At 68.8% G+C, this 19,371-nt stretch carries 16 protein-coding genes; 6 read left to right on the top strand and 10 right to left on the bottom strand.

Annotation, left to right across the window (positions count from 1 at the left end):
* Positions 1-85 precede the first annotated feature (85 nt).
* Entirely contained in the window at positions 86-934 is an 849-nt protein-coding gene (queF, locus tag DA1_RS01190) for an NADPH-dependent 7-cyano-7-deazaguanine reductase QueF (RefSeq protein WP_034396697.1), read from the top strand.
* Positions 935-956: 22 nt separating this feature from the next.
* Here the strand turns inward: queF and DA1_RS01185 are convergent, their stop codons facing one another.
* The 5 genes from DA1_RS01185 to DA1_RS01165 all read right to left on the bottom strand — a co-directional run bounded on the left by DA1_RS01185 (position 957) and on the right by DA1_RS01165 (position 6,684).
* Positions 957-2,516 carry a methyl-accepting chemotaxis protein gene (locus DA1_RS01185; protein WP_034396699.1) on the bottom strand — a complete coding sequence of 520 codons (1,560 nt, stop codon included), beginning with the start codon at positions 2,514-2,516 and terminating at the stop codon, positions 957-959.
* Positions 2,517-2,707: 191 nt separating this feature from the next.
* A complete protein-coding gene (gene dinB, locus DA1_RS01180) occupies positions 2,708-4,021 on the bottom strand; it encodes a DNA polymerase IV (RefSeq protein WP_034396701.1) in 1,314 nt (437 codons plus the stop codon).
* Between the two features lie 42 nt (positions 4,022-4,063).
* Complete coding sequence (locus DA1_RS01175; RefSeq protein WP_034396703.1) at positions 4,064-5,002, bottom strand: EamA family transporter; 939 nt, start codon at positions 5,000-5,002, stop codon at positions 4,064-4,066.
* A gap of 232 nt (positions 5,003-5,234) precedes the next feature.
* A complete protein-coding gene (locus DA1_RS01170; protein ID WP_034396705.1) occupies positions 5,235-6,062 on the bottom strand; it encodes an anti-sigma factor in 828 nt (275 codons plus the stop codon).
* A 37-nt stretch (positions 6,063-6,099) separates the two neighbouring features.
* Complete coding sequence (locus DA1_RS01165; protein ID WP_013800973.1) at positions 6,100-6,684, bottom strand: RNA polymerase sigma factor; 585 nt, start codon at positions 6,682-6,684, stop codon at positions 6,100-6,102.
* A 303-nt stretch (positions 6,685-6,987) separates the two neighbouring features.
* On the opposite strand from DA1_RS01165, the gene DA1_RS01160 reads away from it, so the two are divergent.
* Positions 6,988-7,536 (top strand): DUF3455 domain-containing protein, encoded by a 549-nt coding sequence (locus DA1_RS01160; protein WP_034396706.1) that lies wholly within the window; start codon positions 6,988-6,990, stop codon positions 7,534-7,536.
* 14 nt (positions 7,537-7,550) lie between these two features.
* Here DA1_RS01160 and DA1_RS01155 read toward each other — a convergent pair whose 3' ends face one another.
* On the bottom strand, positions 7,551-8,429 hold the full coding sequence (locus tag DA1_RS01155) for an AraC family transcriptional regulator (protein ID WP_034398899.1): 879 nt from the start codon (positions 8,427-8,429) through the stop codon (positions 7,551-7,553).
* Positions 8,430-8,725: 296 nt separating this feature from the next.
* Between DA1_RS01155 and DA1_RS01150 the strand changes: the two genes are divergently transcribed.
* Positions 8,726-10,426: a 2-isopropylmalate synthase gene (locus DA1_RS01150; RefSeq protein ID WP_034396708.1), complete on the top strand. Its 1,701-nt coding sequence runs from the start codon at positions 8,726-8,728 to the stop codon at positions 10,424-10,426.
* Between the two features lie 64 nt (positions 10,427-10,490).
* Here the strand turns inward: DA1_RS01150 and DA1_RS01145 are convergent, their stop codons facing one another.
* The gene (locus tag DA1_RS01145; RefSeq protein WP_034396710.1) at positions 10,491-11,666 is read right to left on the bottom strand and encodes an alpha-hydroxy acid oxidase; all 1,176 of its coding nucleotides are present in this window, start codon (positions 11,664-11,666) and stop codon (positions 10,491-10,493) included.
* 219 nt (positions 11,667-11,885) lie between these two features.
* Here DA1_RS01145 and DA1_RS01140 point away from each other — a divergent pair, with 219 nt between their 5' ends.
* A complete protein-coding gene (locus tag DA1_RS01140; protein ID WP_013800968.1) occupies positions 11,886-13,544 on the top strand; it encodes an L-lactate permease in 1,659 nt (552 codons plus the stop codon).
* A 155-nt stretch (positions 13,545-13,699) separates the two neighbouring features.
* Positions 13,700-14,701: a bifunctional helix-turn-helix transcriptional regulator/GNAT family N-acetyltransferase gene (locus DA1_RS01135; protein ID WP_034396713.1), complete on the top strand. Its 1,002-nt coding sequence runs from the start codon at positions 13,700-13,702 to the stop codon at positions 14,699-14,701.
* 1 nt (position 14,702) lies between these two features.
* Here the strand turns inward: DA1_RS01135 and DA1_RS01130 are convergent, their stop codons facing one another.
* Entirely contained in the window at positions 14,703-15,254 is a 552-nt protein-coding gene (locus DA1_RS01130; protein WP_012207095.1) for a cupin domain-containing protein, read from the bottom strand.
* Positions 15,255-15,279: 25 nt separating this feature from the next.
* Positions 15,280-16,224, bottom strand: coding sequence for a tripartite tricarboxylate transporter substrate binding protein (locus DA1_RS01125; protein ID WP_012207096.1), 945 nt, complete (start codon positions 16,222-16,224; stop codon positions 15,280-15,282).
* A gap of 128 nt (positions 16,225-16,352) precedes the next feature.
* Here DA1_RS01125 and DA1_RS01120 point away from each other — a divergent pair, with 128 nt between their 5' ends.
* Positions 16,353-17,021, top strand: a complete 669-nt coding sequence (locus tag DA1_RS01120; protein ID WP_034396715.1) for a TetR/AcrR family transcriptional regulator — start codon at positions 16,353-16,355, stop codon at positions 17,019-17,021.
* Positions 17,022-17,038: 17 nt separating this feature from the next.
* On the opposite strand, the gene pbpC is transcribed toward DA1_RS01120, so the two are convergent.
* On the bottom strand, positions 17,039-19,369 hold the full coding sequence (gene pbpC, locus DA1_RS01115; protein ID WP_034396717.1) for a penicillin-binding protein 1C: 2,331 nt from the start codon (positions 19,367-19,369) through the stop codon (positions 17,039-17,041).
* Positions 19,370-19,371 lie beyond the last annotated feature (2 nt).

Here is a 19,371-nt window from a genome sequence, read left to right as displayed (position 1 = left end):
TTCAGTTAGCTTCAAAGCCTGGGTCCACGCGCTCCGCGCGGACCGTCCAGGCCTGACCAGCGCCGGCACCGCCGGCCCTTTTTCCATGAACACTCCCGAACAATCCCAGCTGGGCAAAAGCTCTGCCTACATCGACCAGTACGCCCCCTCGCTGCTGTTCCCCCTGCCCCGCGCGCCCAAGCGCGAAGAAATCGGCATTCAGGGCAGCCAGATGCCCTTCTTCGGCGCCGACCTGTGGACGGCCTTCGAGCTGTCCTGGCTCAACCTGCGCGGCAAGCCGCAGGTGGCGCTCGTGCATTTCACGATTCCCTGCGAGACCCCCAATCTCATCGAAAGCAAGTCCTTCAAGCTCTACCTCAACAGCTTCAACAACACCCGCCTGACCGACGCGGCCGAAGTCCAGGCACGCCTGCGCACCGACCTGGCCGAAGCGCTGTGGCGCGGCAGCGAGCAAAAGGGCAGCATCGGCGTGAAGATCATCGGCCTGGACCGCTTCGACCAGGAAATGGTGCAGGAGCTCGACGGCCTGCTGCTGGACCGCCTGGATGTGGAGTGCACGCAATACCAGCCCGCCCCCGAGCTGCTGCGCGCCAACCATGAAGAAGGCCCCGTCACCGAGACCCTGGTCAGCCACCTGCTCAAGAGCAACTGCCTGGTCACGGGCCAGCCCGACTGGGGCAGCGTGCAGATCCGCTACAGCGGCGCGCAGATCGACCAGGAAGGCCTGCTGCAATACCTGGTGAGCTTCCGCAACCACAACGAATTCCATGAGCAATGCGTGGAACGCATCTTCATGGACATCTGGACCCGCTGCCGCCCCCTCAAGCTCTCGGTCTACGCACGCTACACGCGCCGTGGCGGCCTGGACATCAACCCGTTCCGCACCAGCCATCCTGGCTCCTTGCCGGCCAACGTGCGCTCGGCGCGGCAGTAAAAGAGGCGGCCGGCCCTTCCCCTCACCGCAACGTAAACACCTCCAGCGACCGCTCCAGCGATTGGGCGCTGGCACGCAGCGAGCCTGCCGCGCCGGCCGATTGCTCGACCAGGGCGGCGTTTTGCTGGGTGACGGAGTCGAGCTGGGCCACGGCGTCGTTGACCTGGGCGATGCCTACGGATTGTTCGCGCGTGGCGATGCTGATCTGGTGGACCAGGTCGCTGACGCGGCCCACGGCGTCGACCATGCCGTCGATGGTGCGGCCTGCGGCGTCCATGCGGGCGTTGCCGTCGTTGATGCCGTCCACGGTGCGGTTGATGAGGCCGCTGATTTCCTTGGCGGCGGAGGCGCTGCGCTGGGCCAGGGCGCGCACTTCGCCCGCCACGACGGCAAAGCCGCGGCCCTGCTCGCCTGCGCGTGCCGCTTCGACGGCGGCATTCAGGGCCAGCAGGTTGGTCTGGAAGGCAATGCTTTCGATGACGCCGATGATCTCGCCCATGCGGCGCGAGGAGCCGCGGATGTGCTCCATGGCAGAGCCCACTTCCTGGATGGCGGCGCCGCTCTTGCCCGCGACCTGGCGGCTCTGGTCGCTTTCATGGGCCATGAGCTGGGCCGTGTCGGCGGTCTGCGCGACGGTGCCTGATATCTCTTCCATCGAGGCCGCCGTCTGCTGAAGGCTGGTGGCCTGGGATTCTGTGCGCTGCGCGAGGTCGAAGCTGCCCTGGGCGATCTCGTGGGCGGTGGTGGCAAAGCCGCGCATTTCGGTGCGCACGTCGCCGACCACGGCGCGCAGGTTGATCTGGATTTGCTGCAGCCGCTGCATCAGGGCGCCCATGGGGCCGCTGTAGTCGTGCTGCATGTTGGTGCCCAGCTGGCAGCTGGCAATGTCAGCGGCAAAGCCGCTGGCCTGCTCCAGGCCCGCCACGCAGCGCTGCTGGAAGCGCCACAGCACAAAGCTGCCGCCCGCCAGCAAGGCGGCCAGGCGCGTGCCCCAGGCTGCGGCGCCCTGCCAGCCCAGCAGGTCGGGCAGCATGGCGGCCAGGCCCACGCCGCCCAGCATCAGCGCCATGCGGGCTGTCAGGCCCAGGTCGCTGCGGCGGTCCCACAGGCCTGTCAGGCCCAGGCGGCGCAGTTCACCGCCGCGCAGTCGCAGGGTTTCCTGGCCGGCATCGGCTTCGGCGCGCATGCGGGCATAGAGGGCTTCGGCGGCCTCGATCTCGTCCGGCCGGGGCTTGGTTCGCACCGACAGGTAGCCGCGTGGCCGGCCGCCTTCCATGATGGGCGTGACGTTGGCGCGCACCCAGTAGTGGTCGCCGTTCTTGCGCCGGTTCTTGACCAGGGCGGTCCACGGGTAGCCGTGGGCGATGGTGCGCCACATGTCCTTGAAGGCGGCGGCCGGCATGTCCGGGTGGCGGATCAGGTTGTGCGGCTGGTCGATCAACTCCTCGTAGGTATAGCCGCTGACCCGCACGAAGGCAGGGTTGCAATGGGTGATCTCGCCCTTGGTGTTGGTGACGGATACCAGCAGCTCATCGCCCGGAAAGTCGTAGTTGAGCTGGCTGACGGGCAAATTCACGCGCATGGGTACCACTCCTTTGGGATGTCTCTTGTTCTTGTGAAATGGCATGGCAAAACGCTCTGAAGCCACCGGAATCCATCAAACGGAAACACAAATTCACATTTCCAAATCATCTCACAGCACGGCAACCGCAGTCTCATGCTCGGAACTGGTGCATGGTCTTACAGCGTGTGCGCCAGATTTGTGGTGATGATTCAGAACAGTTGAGGTGTAAAGGGATCGCTGTCCGGCGCGGGCTGGGCCGGGCCCCTGAGCAGTTGCTCGCGCGCCAGCGGGTCGTGGGCGGTGGCGTTCCAGTCGGCCGTGCGAACGAGGTTGCCCACGCGCACGCCCAGCAGGCGCAGCCGCTTGGCCAGGGGCACGCGCTTGAGGCATTGGCCTGCGGCGCGGCGCAGGGTGGCGGCATCGGCCATGGGCAGTTCCAGCGTGTGGTCGCGCGTGGCGGTCTTGAAGTCGTCGTAGCGCAGCTTGATGCCGACGGTGCGGCCCATGTAGCCCTTGCGCTGCAGGTCCTGGGCCAGGCGTTCGCACAGGTCGGTGAAGATGGCGCTCAGTTCGGCCCGGTCGCGCACGGCGTGCAGGTCGCGCTCGAAGGTGGTTTCGCGGCTCATGGAGACGGGCTCGCTGTGCGTCACCACGGGCCGCTCGTCACGCCCCCAGGACACGCCATGCAGCCAGTTGCCGTAGGCGCGGCCGAACCACTGCACGAGCTGGGGCAGGCTTTGCGTGGCCAGCTCGCCAATGGTCTGTATGCCCAGCGATTGCAGCTTGGCGTCGGCCTTGGGGCCTATGCCGTTGATCTTGCGGCAGGCCAGCGGCCAGATCACGGCCTGCAGATCGTCGGGCTGGACGATGGAGATGCCGTTGGGCTTGTTGAATTCGCTGGCCATCTTGGCCAGCAGCTTGTTGGGCGCCACGCCGATGGAGCAGGTCAGGCCCGTGGCGTCGGTGATGGTTTTCTGGATCAGCCGCGCCAGCACGCGCCCGCCTTCGCGCTGGCCACCGGGCACATCGGTGAAGTCGATGTAGACCTCGTCCACGCCGCGGTCCTCCATCAGCGGGGCGATGGAGACGATGATGTCCTTGAACATGCGCGAGAAGCGCCGCACCTCGGCAAAGTCCACGGGCAGCAGGATGGCCTGCGGGCACAGGCGCGCGGCCTTCATCATGCCCATGGCCGAGCCCACGCCGAACTGGCGCGCCGGGTAGGTGGCCGTGGTGATCACGCCCCGGCCCACGTAGTCCTTGAGGCGCGAGAACTCGTCCACCGGAATCTCGTGCAGCCGCCCGGCGTAGCGCGCATCCAGCGCCTCGTCGTGCGCGCGGCGTCCGCCGCCGATGACCACGGGCAGCCCCTTGAGCTGCGGATAGCGCAGCAGCTCCACCGAGGCATAGAAGGCGTCCATGTCCAGGTGGGCGATGCGGCGCGGGGGCGCAGCATCGGCAGGGCTTGTGGGTGTCGTGGGTGTCGTTTCAGGCACGCCGCCATTATTGCGGCAACTGTGCATTCATACAGCCCACAGGGCTTGTTCACACAGGCCCCGGACCATTCATCCCTGCAGGCAGATCAGCACCAGTCCCAGCACCATCAGAGCCATGCCGATCATTTCCTGGCGGCTCAGGCTTTCGCTGAGCACGCGGCGCGAGACGATGTAGCTGAACACCACCTCGACCATGCCCAGCGTGCGCACGGGTGCCGCGCCCTGCATGGCGTAGGCGGTGAACCAGGCCAGCGAGGCGGCCGCGCCCATGCCGCCGGCCAGCAGCGAGACGCGCCAGGCACGGAAGATGGGGCGCAGGCCCTGCGCGTGGGTGCGCGCGATCCAGGCGCCCAGGCCCAGGGTCTGCATGAGCTGGGCGATCAGCACGCCCCAGGCGCCTGACAGCCAGGGAGATATCTCGCCCAGGCGCGCCAGTTCCACGGCGCCGCCCCGATAACCCACGGTGGCAATGGCAAAGCAGGCACCGCAGGCCAGGCCGTAGAGTGCCGAGCGGCTGGCCCAAGCCGACAGCGACAGCATCTGGCCGCGCGGCGGCAGCGACAGGATGAGCACGCCAAAGGTGGCCAGCCCCATGGCCAACAGGGCCACGAACGTGGGCATCTCGTGCAGGAAGATGCCGGCGAACAGGGCCACCTGCAGCACCTCGGTCTTGGACAGGGTGACGGCCACGGCGAAGTTGCGCTCCTTCATGGCCAGCAGCAGCGCCGCCGTGGCCGCGACCTGGAAGAAGGCCCCCAGCGCGATCCAGCCCAGGTAGGCCCATGAGAACCGGGGCAGCGTCCAGGCGCCATCGCCTCCCAGGTACAGCGCCAGCAGGTAGATGCCGGCAAACGGAAGGCCGTAGAGAAAGCGCACCAGGGTGGCCGGCAGGGTGCCGAGCTCGGCGGTCAGCGAGCGCTGGGCCGTGTTGCGCACGGTCTGGGCGGCTGCGGCGAACAGCACCACGGGCACCCACAGCCAGGTCAGGTCTTGGAGGGAAGAAAGCATGTCGGCAAAAAAGGGAAGGCACCGCCGGCAAGGCGCGGGCGACTGAGTGCCGGCCAGCATAGCCGCCGGTCGGGCACCAGGCGCACGCGCTTGGAGAAGGCTGCCGCGCCCGGCAGCGAAACAGAGGCCGGCCAGCCAGCGCTGCACGCGCGCCCTGCTCTGGCCAGAGCAAGCAGGCTGCGTTGTGCAGCAGCACGGCCGTCGCCAATGGCGAGCGGGCCTGCGCGGCGCGCTACAGGTCGCGCCGGATCAGCGCACCCTTGAACAGCACCGGCCCCGTGGGCCCGGTCTGGCTGGGCACGCCGCCCTTGGGCTCCAGGCTGATGGCCAGGGCAGGCACGCCCTGGACCTCGGCGGCCGCGGCGGTCAGCTTGACCAGCTTGTCGCGTCCCAGCACGCCCAGCGATTGCGGGCCGCCCTGGGGCGGCAGGGCCCACAGCTGCAGTGATTTGTCGGAGGCCTCATGGAAGTCGCCCACGCGCTGCAGCACCAGGGTGTTCTTGCCGGGGTCGAAGGTCACGAGCATGGAGGCATCGGCCTTGTCGTCGGCCAGCACGGCCACGTACTGGATCTGGGGCGCGGCCTGCAGCGCAGCCTGGGTGGCCTGCAGCTGGTTGTTCAGCACGGCCAGCTGGCGCTCGCCGCTTTGGCGCAGGTCCTGGTGCGACCACAGCCCCACGGCCACGGCCGCCACGGTGGCGCAGGCGCCCAGCACGGCGGCGCCGCGCCACCAGGCCAGGGCGCGGCCCACGGCGGATTCCGTGCGCCGGGCCATGCCAGGCGCATCGTCGGCGCGCCGCCGGTGCGCCTGGGTGGCGCGGGCCTTTTCGGCCTGCAGCAGGTTGTCGATACGGACCCAGACCGCATCGTCAGGGCGTACGGGCGCCTGCATTTCGGACAGGGCCGACCAGCGGCCCTGCCACAGCAGGGCGGCGGCGCGCACCGGGGCCTGGTCACGGGCCAGTTGCTCGAAGCGGCGGCGTGCCGCGCCCCGCAGCGTGCCCAGGGCGTAAGCGGCGGCCAGCCGGTCCAGCAGTTCGGGGTGTCGGGAAATATTCATGGCAAATCCTTTGGCCGCTCAGAGCATGTCAACTGCTTCACGCATGGCGTGACAGGCAGCGGCGCAGCTGCTCCAGGCCACGCCGTATCCAGGTCTTGACCGTGCCCAGCGGCAGTTGCAGCTGGCCCGCCAGCTCGCCATGGCTGAGGTCGCGCAGATAGGCCAGGCTGACCACCTCGCGCTGGCGGCCTTCCAGCCGCTCCAGGCACTGGTACAGCGCCACGGCCTGTTCGCTGGCCTCGGCCAGTTGCAGCGGGCCCTGGCTTTCATCGTTCCCGCCGCCATGGGCCGCCAGTTGCGCCTCGTCGAACTCTTCGTTCAGGTGCAGGCGTTCGGCGCGGCGCCGGCGCAGAAAGTCCAGGGCCCGGCTGCGCACCACCAGGCCCATCCAGGCCAGCGGCGGGCTCAGCGTGCCCCGGTAGCCCGAGGCGCTGCGCCAGATGTGCAGGTAGCTGTCCTGCAGCACGTCTTCGGCCCAGTCCTTGTGCCGCAGGATGCGCAACGCCAGCCCGTACAGCCGGGACGAGGTGGCCTCGTACAGGCTGCGGAGCGCGGGCTCGTCCTGCGCTGCGATGCGGTCCAGAAGGTCCATCAGCTCTTGGTCGGTTGGTGTGGTGCCCATGCACGCATTGTGGGCGAGCGGGCGGCCCCGTGGCCCGCACTGTTGCGTGGCCGCCCGGGGTGCTTGTCGTGTCTTTCAATCGGCTGCAGGGGTCATATCGGTGGCCTGCAGGGGGTCTGGTACCGGTCTGCCGGCCTGCGCCAGCTCTCACTGGGCAATACGCAGCACATTGCGAACCGGATGCGGATAAATTTTTTTTGCACCCAGGTGAATCCAACCTCACCCATGCTGCGTATTCCGTATGTCGCGCCCCGGACAGCGGTCCAAGGCGACACCCCTCAACCCATCGACCTGGAGAACCTCATGAGCTACATCCTCCCCCTCGGCCTGGCCACCATGGCTGCACTGACGCTTGGCGCCTGCTCCTCCATGGACATGGGCAAGAGCTACTCCCAGTCCGGCCTGCCGGCCGCCGTGCAGGTGCCCGCAGGCCACAAGGTCGCCATGGAAACCGTCGGCATCGGCCAGATCACCTATGAGTGCCGCGCCAAGAAGGACCAGGCGATGGAGCAGGAGTGGGCCTTTGTCGGCCCCGATGCGCGTTTGACGGACCGCCAGGGCCGCGTCATCGGCCGCTACTTCGGCCCGCCCGCCACCTGGGCGCACCAGGACGGCTCCAAGGTCACGGCCACCCAGGTCGCGGTGGCTCCGTCCAGCGCTGGCAACATCCCCCTGCAACTGGTCAAGGCCGAACCTGCCACCGGCATGGGCGCCATGCAGGGCGTGACCTATATCCAGCGCGTGGCCACGCGCGGCGGGGTGGCGCCGGCCATGGCCTGCAACAGCTCCACGCTGGGCCAAAAGCAGGTGGTGCAGTACCAAGCCGACTACATCATCTGGAAGGCCGCCTGACACGGCCCGGCCCCCTACAGCCTGTCGCCCCTGGCCCCGAAGGCCGAGGGCGGCATGCCGAACTGGCGCCTGAAGGCCAGCGAATAGGCGCTGTGGCTTTCATAGCCGGCCTCCAGCGCCACTTGCACGATGGGCCTTCCGGCCAGCAGCGCCTGCATGGATGACAGCAGCCGTGCGCGCTGACGCCAGCGGCCAAAACTCATTCCCGTGGCCTGCAGAAAGTGGCGATGGAAGGTCTTCTCGCCCATGGCCAGCCGTGCGGCCCAGCCGGCGGCTGTGGCAGTTGCGGCGCCTATGGCAGTTGCGGCGCCTGTCGCGGCTGCGGCGGCAAGGCCATCCGCCCCCTCTCCTTCGGCCAGCGCATGGCAGACAGCGGCCATGCGCGCATCCTGCGGCCAGGGCAGGTGAAACGGCACCACGGGCGGCTGGCGCAGTTCCTGCAGCAATAGCTCGACCACCATGGATTCACGCCGCCCCGGCGGTGCCGATGCAGGCCAGCGCGCCACCTCGCTGATGAGCTCGCGCAGCAGGGGAGAGACCTCGATCACGCAGTCCGTACCCGGCAGGTCTGCAGCGGCCTGCGCATCGACGAACAGGCTGCGCACCTGTACCGCGCCGCGCATGCGCAGGCCGTGGGGCACGCCCGAGCGCAGCCAGACGCCGCGCGTGGGCGGCACCACCCAGCGCCCGCTGCCTGCGCGCACCTCCAGCACCCCCTGCACGGCATAGAGCAGCTGGCAGCATTCGTGGGAGTGTTCCTCCACCTCCAGCCCCGCCGGATAGTCGGCGGCCACGCCCGTGACCGGCAGCGGTGCGGCGGCCTGCAGCTCGGGCAGCCCGGCATGGCTGCAGGGAACGGCGGCTGCCGAAGCCGGGGCATGGGTCGTGCGCATATTGTCCAGATCCATATAGAAAATGAGAAATTCTATAAAGACAGACAAGCACCCTGCCCGCAAACTGGCACCCGTTCCCTGTGATTCACCGCCATCGCACCATGCACAGCCTGCCCTCGCCCTCCCTACTATCCCTGGCCCATGGCCGGGGTCCGGGCGCCTGCGCAGGCGCCGCATTTCGCACCGACTCTCCCTGATCCCGGCCTGGCGCAGCTTCCCCCCACCGGGAAGCCAGGAGAGCGGCGCCGCCGGCCGATCCGGTGGCTGCAAACCCCAGCGTTTCCTGCGAGGCCCGCATGCTGAAGAATCCCGCGTCCCGATACCTTCCCTTCCCTGCCATCGACCTGCCCGAGCGCCAATGGCCCTCACGCCAGCTGAGCCAGGCGCCCGTGTGGCTGTCCACCGACCTGCGTGATGGCAACCAGGCCCTGTTCGAGCCCATGAACCGCGAGCGCAAGCTGCGCCTGTTCCATGAACTGGTGCGCATAGGCTTCAAGGAGATCGAGGTGGGCTTTCCCTCGGCCTCGCAGACCGACTACGGCATCGTGCGCCACCTGATCGACAACGGGCTGATCCCCGGCGACGTGACGCCCATGGTCATCACCCAGCTGCGCGAGGACCTGATCCGCGCCACGGTGGACAGCGTGGCCGGAGCGCGGCGCGCCATCGTGCACTTCTACAACGCCATTGCCCCGGCCTGGCGCGAGATCGTCTTCGGCATGCAGGTGCCCGAGATCATCGCCATGGTGGAGCACCACATCGCCCTGCTGCGCGAGCTGACCGATGCCCACCCCGAGACCGAATGGGTGCTGCAGTACTCGCCCGAGACCTTCTGCATGGCCGAGCTCGACGTGTCGCTGGCCGTGTGCAACGCAGCCATCCGCACCTGGGATGCAGGCCCCGCGCGGCCCATGATCATCAACCTGCCGACCACGGTGGAGGTGAGCACGGCCAATGTCTTCGCCGACCAGATCGAGTGGATGCACCGCCGCCTGGAACGGCGCGAGCACATCGTGCTGTCCGTGCACCCGCACAACGACCGGGGCACGGGCGTGGCCTGCGCCGAGCAGGCGCTGCTGGCCGGCGCCCAGCGCGTGGAAGGCTGCCTGTTCGGCAATGGCGAGCGCAGCGGCAACCTCGATGTGGTGACGCTGGCGCTGAACCTGTACACGCAGGGCATCGCGCCGGGACTGGACTTCTCGGACATCGCCGCCGTGGCGCGCATTGCGGAGGAATGCACGGCCCTGCCCATCCATCCGCGCCACCCCTATGTAGGCGACCTGGTGTTCACGGCGTTCTCGGGCTCGCACCAGGATGCCATCGCCAAGGGCTTTGCGGCGCAGCGGCCCGATGCGCCCTGGCGCGTTCCCTACCTGCCCATCGACCCGCAGGACCTGGGCCGCACCTACGACAGCATCGTTCGCGTCAACAGCCAGTCGGGCAAGGGCGGCATTGCCTTTTTGCTGCAGCGCGACCATGGCGTGACCATGCCGCGCCGCATGCAGGTGGAGTTCAGCGCCGTGGTTCAAAAACAGGCGGACGCCTGCGAGGCCGAGCTGGCCAGCGACGACCTGTGGAAGCTGTTCGAGGCGACCTACCTCGCACCCCTGCAGCTTCCCTGGCACTACCGCAGCCACCACCTGTTCGACAGCGCCCAGGGCCAGGGCATTGCGCTGGAAGTGGTCCGGCCAGACGGCCTTCGGCTGCAGCTGTATGGCGAAGGCAGCGGCCCCATCGATGCCGTGGCCGCCGCCATTGGCCAGCACCTGGGCGTGGCGCTGCGCATTGACCACTACGAGGAGCGCAGCCTGGGCCAGGGCGCCGGGGCCATGGCGCTGGCCATCGTCGAGGCCGCCCTGCCCGGCGTGACGGGCACGCGCTTCGGTGCGGGGCGCCATGCCAACATCGTGACCGCGTCCATCCTGGCCGTGCTGCATGCGGCGGGCCGGCTGGTGGCGGCGCAGCCGGAAAGCCGGCGCGTACCTGCCCAAGCCTGAGGCGCAGCCTGAAAGGAAAAAAGGACCGCCGAGGCGGTCCTTTTTTCGTGCGGCTTTTGCCGACTCAGCGCACGGCGCCCGGATAGGTTCCGGGCAGCAGGATGCTGCGGTCCACGGTATCGATCTGCGTATGGCCGCAGAAGGCCATCGTGGTCTCCAGCTCCTTCTGGATGATCTGCAGTGCGCGCGTCACGCCGTCCTGGCCATAGGCGCCCAGGCCGTAGAGGAAGCTGCGGCCGATCATGGTGCCCTGGGCGCCCAGCGCACGCGCCTTGAGCACGTCCTGGCCGCTGCGGATGCCGCCGTCCATCCAGACCTCGATGTCCTTGCCCGCCGCCTCGGCAATGCCGGGCAGCGCCTCGATGGACGAGGGTGCGCCGTCGAGCTGGCGGCCGCCGTGGTTGCTGACGATGAGCGCATCGGCGCCGCTGTCGGCCGCCAGTCGCGCGTCCTCGGCGTCCATGACGCCCTTGAGGATGAGCTTGCCGCCCCAGAGCTTCTTGATGCGCTCCACATCGCCCCAGTTCAGGCTGGGGTCGAACTGGCTGGCGGTCCACGACGACAGCGAACTCATGTCGGCCACGCCATCCACATGGCCGACGATGTTGCCGAAGGTGCGGCGTTTCGTGCCCAGCATGCCCAGGCACCAGTGCGGCTTGGTTGCCAGGTTGGCCAGGTTGCGCAGCGTGGGCTTCGGGGGCGTGGACAGGCCGTTCTTGATGTCCTTGTGGCGCTGGCCCAGGATCTGCAGGTCCAGCGTCAGCACCAGGGCCGAGCAGTTGGCGGCACGGGCACGCTCGATCAGGCGCTCCATGAACCGGCGGTCGCGCATCACATAGAGCTGGAACCAGAACGGATGGCGGGCCGTGTGCTCGGCAATGTCCTCGATGGAGCAGATGCTCATGGTGGACAGCGTGAACGGAATGCCGAAGGCCTGGGCCGCGCGCGCGCCCAGGATCTCGCCATCGGCGTGCTGCATGCCGGTCAGGCCCGTGGGCGCAATGGCCACGGGCATGGCCACCTGCTGGCCGATCATGGTGGTGCGCGTGCTGCGCCCCTCCATGTTCACGGCCACGCGCTGGCGCAGCTTGATCTTCTGGAAGTCGTCCTCGTTGGCGCGGTAGGTGCCCTGGGTGTAGGAGCCCGAGTCGGCGTAGTCATAGAACATGCGCGGCACGCGGCGCTGGGCCACGACGCGCAGGTCTTCGATGCAGGTGATTTTGGAAAGGTCGGTGGACACGTTTTCTGGCTTTCTGGAACCCGCATGCCGCGGGACTGCCGAGCATGGTAGTGCGCAGGGCGCGTTCCAGTCACCCGTTCGGGTTTGAAGTGATTTGTGCGCCGATTGAAATTTTCTCTCTCGCAGCCCAACCGAGGGCTAACGCTAGTGTGCCAACCAGCCATGAGAGCGACGATCCGCCCCGCACAACATCCTAAAAACTCTTCAGGAGACGCTCCTATGGTTTGGCAGCAGGTCTACGACCCTCTTTCCAACATGTGGCTGTCCACACTGCTCGCGGCCATCCCGGTCGTGGTCATGCTGGTGGGATTGGGCTTTTTGCACATGAAGGCCCACCTGGCGGCCGGCGCCGGGCTGATTGCGGCGCTGGTGATCGCGGTCTTCGTCTACAACATGCCGGCAGGCATGGCCGGGCGCGCGGCGCTGTTCGGCGGCTTCACGGGGCTGCTGCCCATCGGCTGGATCGTCCTGAACATCATCTTCCTGCACCAGCTGACCGAGAAGAACGGCAGCTTCAAGATCCTGCAGGACTCCATTGCCGGCATCACCGAGGACAGGCGCATCCAGCTGCTGCTGATCGCCTTCGCCTTCGGCGCCTTCTTCGAGGGCGCGGCCGGCTTCGGCACGCCCGTGGCCGTGACGGCGGCCATCCTCATCGGCCTGGGCTTTTCGCCGCTGGCCGCCTCGGGCCTGTCGCTGATCGCCAATACCGCGCCCGTGGCCTTCGGCGCGCTGGGCACGCCGGTGATCACGCTGGCCAAGGTGCACGGCTACGACCTGATGGAGGTCACCGCCATGGTCGGCCGCCAGCTGCCGTTCTTCTCGGTGCTGGTGCCGTTCTGGCTGATCTGGGCCTTTGCCGGGCGCAAGGCCATGATGGAGATCTGGCCCATCATTTTGGTGACCGGCGTGTCCTTCGCCATTCCGCAGTACCTGGTGTCCAACTTCATCGGCCCCGAGCTGGTGGACATCATCGCGGCCATTGTCTCCATGGTCTGCACGGTGGGCTTCCTGCGCATGTGGCAGCCCAGGACCATCTGGCGCTCGACCTCGCTCAAGGGCCATGAGAACAGCGGCGGCGAAGCCCAGGCACCCCGCGCCGTGACCCAGCACCCGCGCGCCGACGTGATCCGCGCCTGGACGCCCTGGGCCATCCTCACGGTCTTCGTCTTCATCTGGGGCCTGCCCTCGGTCAAGGCCGCGCTCAACGGCCTGTTCGCCCCGGCCTTTCCCATGGAAGGCCTGCACAACCTGATCGAGAAGGTGCCGCCCGTCGTGCGCCAGCCCACCAAGGAAGGCGCCATCTACACGCTGAACCTGCTGTCGGCCACGGGCACGGGCATCCTGCTGTCGGCCATCGTGGGCGGCCTGGTCATGAAGTACAACCCCGTGCAACTGGTCAGCCAGTTCGTGCGCACCATCTGGCTGGTGCGCTATTCGCTCATCACCATCGTGCTGATGCTGGCCCTGGGCACGCTGACGCGCTACTCGGGCACGGACACCACGCTGGGCCTGGCCTTCGCCAACACGGGCGTGTTCTACCCCTTCTTCGGCACCCTGATGGGCTGGCTGGGCGTGGCGCTGACGGGTTCGGACACAGCATCGAACGTGCTGTTCGGCGGCATGCAGAAGGTGGCGGCAGAGCAGTTGGGCCTGTCGCCCAACCTCATGGGCGCGGCCAACAGCTCGGGGGGCGTGATGGGCAAGATGATCGATGCGCAGTCCATCGTCGTCGCCTCCACGGCCACGCGCTGGTTCAACCATGAGGGCGACATCCTGCGCTACGTGTTCTTCCACTCCGTCGCCCTGGCCTGCCTGATGGGCATCTTCGTGACGCTGCAGGCCTATGTCTGGCCGTTCCGCCTGATGGTCAATTGAGCCTTGCGCATCTGCGCCAGGCCCCAGCCGCCCGCATGCGCCGGGCGGCTTTTTTACGCCTGGGGTACGCATCGCTGCATCAACAGATGCGCAGCGGCATTTATGGTTGTACCATGCAACCATATTCAAACCCTGCACGGCCCCAAGGAGCACCCATGCCGCAGCACGATCTTTCCCTGGTGGATGGCATCCGCGCCGCCTCGCGCCAGATGGTGCGCGAGCTGGGCTTCATGCAGGCCACGCTGGCGGCCACCGACTATCCGCCCTCGGCCGTGCATGCCATCCTGGAGATCGGCGCACAGGGGCGCATGGCGGCCTCGCAGCTGGCCCTGGTCCTGGGGCTGGAGAAATCCAGCGTCAGCCGCATGGTGCGCAAGCTGGTGGAGGCGGGCGAGCTGAAGGAAGCCGCCGATGGCGAGGATGGCCGCGTCAAGCAGCTGGCCCTGACCGCCAAGGGCCGGCGCACGCTGGCCGCCATCGAGGCCTTCGGGCGCCAGCAGGTGACGGCGGCGCTGGACCGCATGCAGGCGCCGCAGCAGCAGGCCGTCGCCCAAGGGCTGGCACTGTACGCCCGGGCGCTGCAGGCGCACCGGCAGGAGGAGCCCCTGCCCCAGCCCGTGCCCGCACAGATACAGGTCCTGCCCGGATACCGGCCCGGCTGCCTGGGCCGCATCGTGGACATGCATGCGCGCTTTTATGCGCGCCACGCAGGCTTTGGCGTCTTCTTCGAAAGCCGCGTGGCCAGCGGCCTGGCCGAGTTCGCGGGCCGGCTGGACAAGCCCTGCAACCAGCTGTGGACGGCGCTGGACGGCGACCGCATCGTGGGCTCCGTGGCCATCGATGGAGAGGACCTGGGCAAGCACCCCGAGGACCGCCAGGCGCATCTGCGCTGGTTCATCCTGGAAGACGGCCTGCGCGGCGCCGGCACGGGGCGCCAGCTGCTGCAGCAGGCCCTGGCGTTCTGCGACCAGCAGGCCTTCGAGGCCACCCAGCTGTGGACCTTCCGGGGCCTGGATGCAGCACGCCGGCTCTACGAATCGTCAGGCTTCACCCTGGCCGAAGAATGGCCGGGCCAGCAATGGGGCGAGACCGTGATCGAGCAGCGCTTCGTGCGGCCACGCCCTGCCGCAGCGGCATGGGCAGGCCAGGCCCCCTGAGTCAGGAGCCCTGCTCGCCCGCCACCAGCACGAAGGCAATGCGCGCAGGCCGGCCCGAGCGGTTGGCCCAGGCATGGTTGGTGCCGCGCTGTATGAGCACGTCACCGGCGCGCAGCACGGTTTCCTGGCGGTCCAGGATGGCGACCAGCTCGCCCTCCAGCATCAGCGCGTAGTCCACGGTATCCGTGCGGTGCATGCCAGGATGCTCGCCGGGCTGCACGTTGCGGTGGGCGTCGCCGTACATGCGTGTAAAGGTGGCATGCAGGGCGCGCGCCAGCTCCTGCGGATCGGCAGGTTCGGGCGGAATGTCCAGGATGCGCAGCACCGTGCCATAGGGCGGCGGTGCCACGCCCTGGTGGATGGCAATGGTGTCGGGCGCATTGATCTGCGCGGGTGAGGCATCGGTGCGCCACAGGTTGGTGATGCGATAGCCGGGGCGTTCCTCGACCAGGCGCACGGCGGGCGAGGCGCCGTCCTCGGCGATGAAGGAGCGGCCCTGTGCGTCGTTGGCCGTGATCACGCGGCGGATGGGGGGCAGGCTGGAATCGGTCATGGATGAAGAGATGGCGGAAAGGAGGTCACTGCGCATGGCGTTCGGCCGCTGCGCCCTGTTTGCGGAATTCGTCGTGGATGCGCCGGTCCCACTGGCGGCGGTCCTGGTGGAAGACCACCTGGTCGCCGCGCTGGGCCACCTGCCTGACGGCATCGGACCGCGCGGCGGCGGCGCAGGCGGCGTCCAGCCGGCCCAGCACCGCCTCGGGCACGCCACGCGGCACGAACAGGCCCGCAAACGATTCCTCCTGCACCGCCATGCCCAGTTCCTTGAAGGTGGGGACCTCGGGGAAGGCCGGGTGGCGGCGCTCCGAGGCCACGGCCAGCAGGCGCAGCTTGCCCGCGCGTATCTGGGGCGCAGCCGAGGCCGCGATGCTGCTGACGAAGTCCAGCCGCCCGGCCAGCAATTCCTGTATCGAGCCGGCATCGCCCTTGTAGGGCACATGCACGAGCTTGAGGCCCTGGTCGCGCTCCAGCTGGTCCATGGCCAGGAAGGGCGCCGAGTTCGGTCCCGGCGATCCGTAGCTCAGCGAGCCCTTCTTCGCCGCCGCCACCAGCTCGCCTATCGTCTTGAAAGGGCTGTCTGCGCGCACGCTGACGCCCAGGATGTTCTCCGTCACGCCGCACAGCGGCTGCACGCTGTCGGGCCCCAGCTTCAGGCCCTTGACGTAGTGGGGCTGCACGGTGATGGGGGTCATGGGCGTGAAGGCCAGCGTCAGCCCGTCGGCCGGCGCCTGGGCCAGCACATTCATGCCGATCACGCCCGAGCCCCCGTCGCGCGAGACCACGACCACGCTCTGGCCCAGCTGCTTGCGGAATTCCTCGGCCAACGTACGCGCCATCACATCGGTGGAGCTGCCCGCCGCCCAGGGGTTGATGAGGGTCAGCGGCCGCGACGGGAACGGCTCCTGCGCGGTGGCCAGGGTGCAGCCCAGCGCCATCAGGGCGCCGAGCCACTTGCGGGTGGTCATGCTGTGTCTCCTTGTCGTTGTGTGATGGCTGCGCATGTTAATTCAGTCAGTCGACTGAATCAATCCATGTCACTACCATGCCATGGTTTGGTGCGGCAAGGGCCTGGCGCTGTCTATGATCCGCAGCCATGACGTCCAGCACCGATGACACCGCGGCCGAGGAACCCCGCGCCCAGGCCCGCGAACGCCTTCTGCAAGCCGCCGAGCAGCTGTTTGCGCGGCATGGCTACGCGGGCACATCGCTGCGCGCCGTCATGGCGCTGGCCGATGTGGACACGGGCGCCATCCACTACCACTTCCGCAACAAGCTGGGCCTGCTCAAGGCCTTGTTCGAGCAGCGCGTGATGGCCGTCAACGGACAGCGCCATGCGCTGCTGCAAAGGCTGGAGCAGCAGTCGCCGCAGCCCGCCGTGGAGGACATTCTTCGGGCCTTCATCGCCCCTGCGCTGCGCGCCGCCCACAGCGAGGGCGAGGCCGACTTCAACCGCGTCACGGCCCTGTGTTCGGTCGATCCCGACCAGGCAGTCAGGGAGGTGGTGTTTACCGCCTACGACGAGGCTGCCAAACGCTTTGCGGCCCTGCTGCGCCAGGCTCTGCCGCAGCTGTCGCAGCACGATTTCCAGTGGCGCCTGGAATGCATGTACGGCGCCATGATGTACATCCGCTCCGACAACGGCCGAGTCAGCCGCATGCTGGGCGGCGGCCACCGCGCCGACCCCGTGGAGCATGTGATCGACGAGCTGGTGGCCTTCACTGCGGCGGGCTTCCGCGCGGCGGGCACCCGCGCAGCGCAGTGATCACGACCGGCGCCTGATCAGCGCCCGCCCGCGCGCGAAGCCACCACGCCGGCGCCGCGCACCTCCACCTGCACACTGTCCAGCACCTGCCCCTTGGCATCGACCAGTTCCAGCCGGTGGCGGCCGGGCCAGGGCATCCAGGCGGCAGCAGCACCCCGGCCAATTTCCTTGGGCGCAGGCTCGGCCACGCCGGGCCGGGCGGCGCTGACCATGCGCCAGCGCAGGCTGGCATCCTGCCACTCCTGCGTGGCGGCCGTGCCTGCGGGGCGCGCCGACAGCTGCACCCGCTGGCGGTCCGGCGGAATGTCGGGGTCCAGCGCGAGGATGGTGCCGTTGGCCGGGCGCGCAATGCGCACGGGCGAGGCCGCCGAAGTCCCGCGTGTTGATGCGGATGCGGCAGGCAGGCCGCTGCCTGCCATGGCGAACAGGCTCTGCTGCGTGCCCGCCACGAACCACTCGCTGCGAGCGCTCTCCAGCGGCAGGCCCGAGGCATCGGGGCCGAAGCGCACCGCCTGTTGCAGCACACCCGCCGGCGCCTTGGGCGCGCGGCTGGGTGTGCGGGCATGCAGGAAGCCCATCACGGCGGCCCAGACAGGTGCCGCGCCGCTGGTGCCGCTGACCGAGTGCATGGCCTCGCCGCGCGCATTGCCCACCCACACGCCCACGGTGTAGCGCTGCGACCAGCCCACGGCCCAGTTGTCGCGCATGTCCTTGCTGGTGCCGGTCTTGACGGCCGACCAAAAGCGCGTGGCCAGCACGCTGTCCGTGCCGAAGGTGGGCGCGCGCGCCATGGGATCGGACAGGACGTCGCCCACGATGAAGGCCGCGCGTGCGTCGATGGCCTGCACGGCGGCACCGGCCTTGGCCTGGGTCTTCGGCACGGCAGCCGGAGCGGGGGCTGCCGCCCAGCGTAAGGGCGTCAGTTGCCCGCCGTTGGCCAGGGCGCGGTAGGCATTGGTCAGTTGCAGCAGCGGCACCTCGGCGCTGCCCAGCGCCAGGCTGAAGCCGTGGTAGCCGCCGCTTTCGCGCAGCGGCAGGCCCAGGCGCTGCAGTTGCGAGAAGAAGGCATCGGGCGTGACCATGACCAGGGTGCGCACGGCCGGCACGTTGAGCGACGACGCCAGCGCCGTGCGGGCCGAGACCCAGCCCTTGAAGCGCCGGTCGTAGTTCTGCGGGATGTAGAGCCCGTTCTGCGTGGGAATGTGGGCCGATGAATCCTCGATCAGCGAGGCCGCCGTCAGCCGCCGCTCGGCAATCGCCTGGGCATAGAGAAAGGGCTTGAGCGTGGAGCCGGGCTGGCGCATGGCCGTGACGCCATCCACCTCGGCCGCCTGGCTCAATTCGCCCGACGAACCCACCCAGGCCAGCACCTCGCCCGTGGCGTTGTCCAGCACGACGATGGCGCCGTCCTCCACGTTGTGGCCCTGCAGCTCGCGCAGTTGCTGCTGCAGGCTTTGCACCGCAAAGCGCTGCACGGGCGCGCTCAGCGTGGATCGCACGCGCGCCTGGCCTTTGGACTGCGGCTCGGCCAGCAGGCGGCGCGCCAGATGCGGGGCCTGGCCTTCGCTGGCCGCCCATTGCCGGCGCAGCAGCACGCTGGAGGTGAGCAGTTCCATGGCCGTGCAGTCGCGCGCCGCCGCATCCTCGGGCGCCAGCGACTGCAGCACGCCGCAGGCGCGCCGGCCCACGCGCTCGGGCGAGGCGTTGGGCGCGCGCACCAGGGCGGCGGCAATGGCGGCCTCGCGCGCGTCCAGCCCGTGCGCGGCCTTGCCGAACAGGGTGCGCGACAGCGCATCGATGCCCACGATCTCGCCCCGGAAGGGCACCAGGTTCAGGTAGGCCTCCAGGATCTGGTCCTTGCGCCAGCGCCGGTCCAGCACCTGGGCCGACACGGTCTGGCCCAGTTTCTGCACCACGCTGCGCCCGCCCGGGCCCTGGCGCCAGTCGCCGTCCAGCAGGCCCGCCAACTGCATGGTGATGGTGCTGGCGCCGCGCGTGCGCTGGTTCCAGAGGTTGCCCCAGGCGGCGGCGGACACGGCCGCCCAGTCCACGCCGCTGTGTTCGTAGAAGCGCTTGTCCTCGCTGAGCACCAGGGCCGTGCGCAGCGCGGGCGAGATGTCGGCCAGGGCCACCCAGTCGCCACGGCGCACGCTGGCGTCGGTGCGCTGGCGCTGCAGCACCTCGCCCTCGCGCGAGAGCAGTTCGGTCTCGGAGGAGCGGTGGCCTTCGCGGACCTCGGAAAAGCTGGGCAGCGCCTGGGCGGCACCGGCCGCCGCGAACAGCAGCGCGGCCGCCAGGGCCGCGCGGGGAAGACGCATGAAGGGAGAGGGTCGCCGGGATTCGATCATGG

Source organism: Delftia acidovorans NBRC 14950 (genome assembly GCF_001598795.1).
In the GTDB taxonomy this organism is placed as follows: Bacteria; Pseudomonadota; Gammaproteobacteria; order Burkholderiales; family Burkholderiaceae_C; genus Comamonas; species Comamonas acidovorans.
Note: the sequence above shows the minus strand (reverse complement) of the source record. Positions and strands in the feature narration are given on the sequence as shown.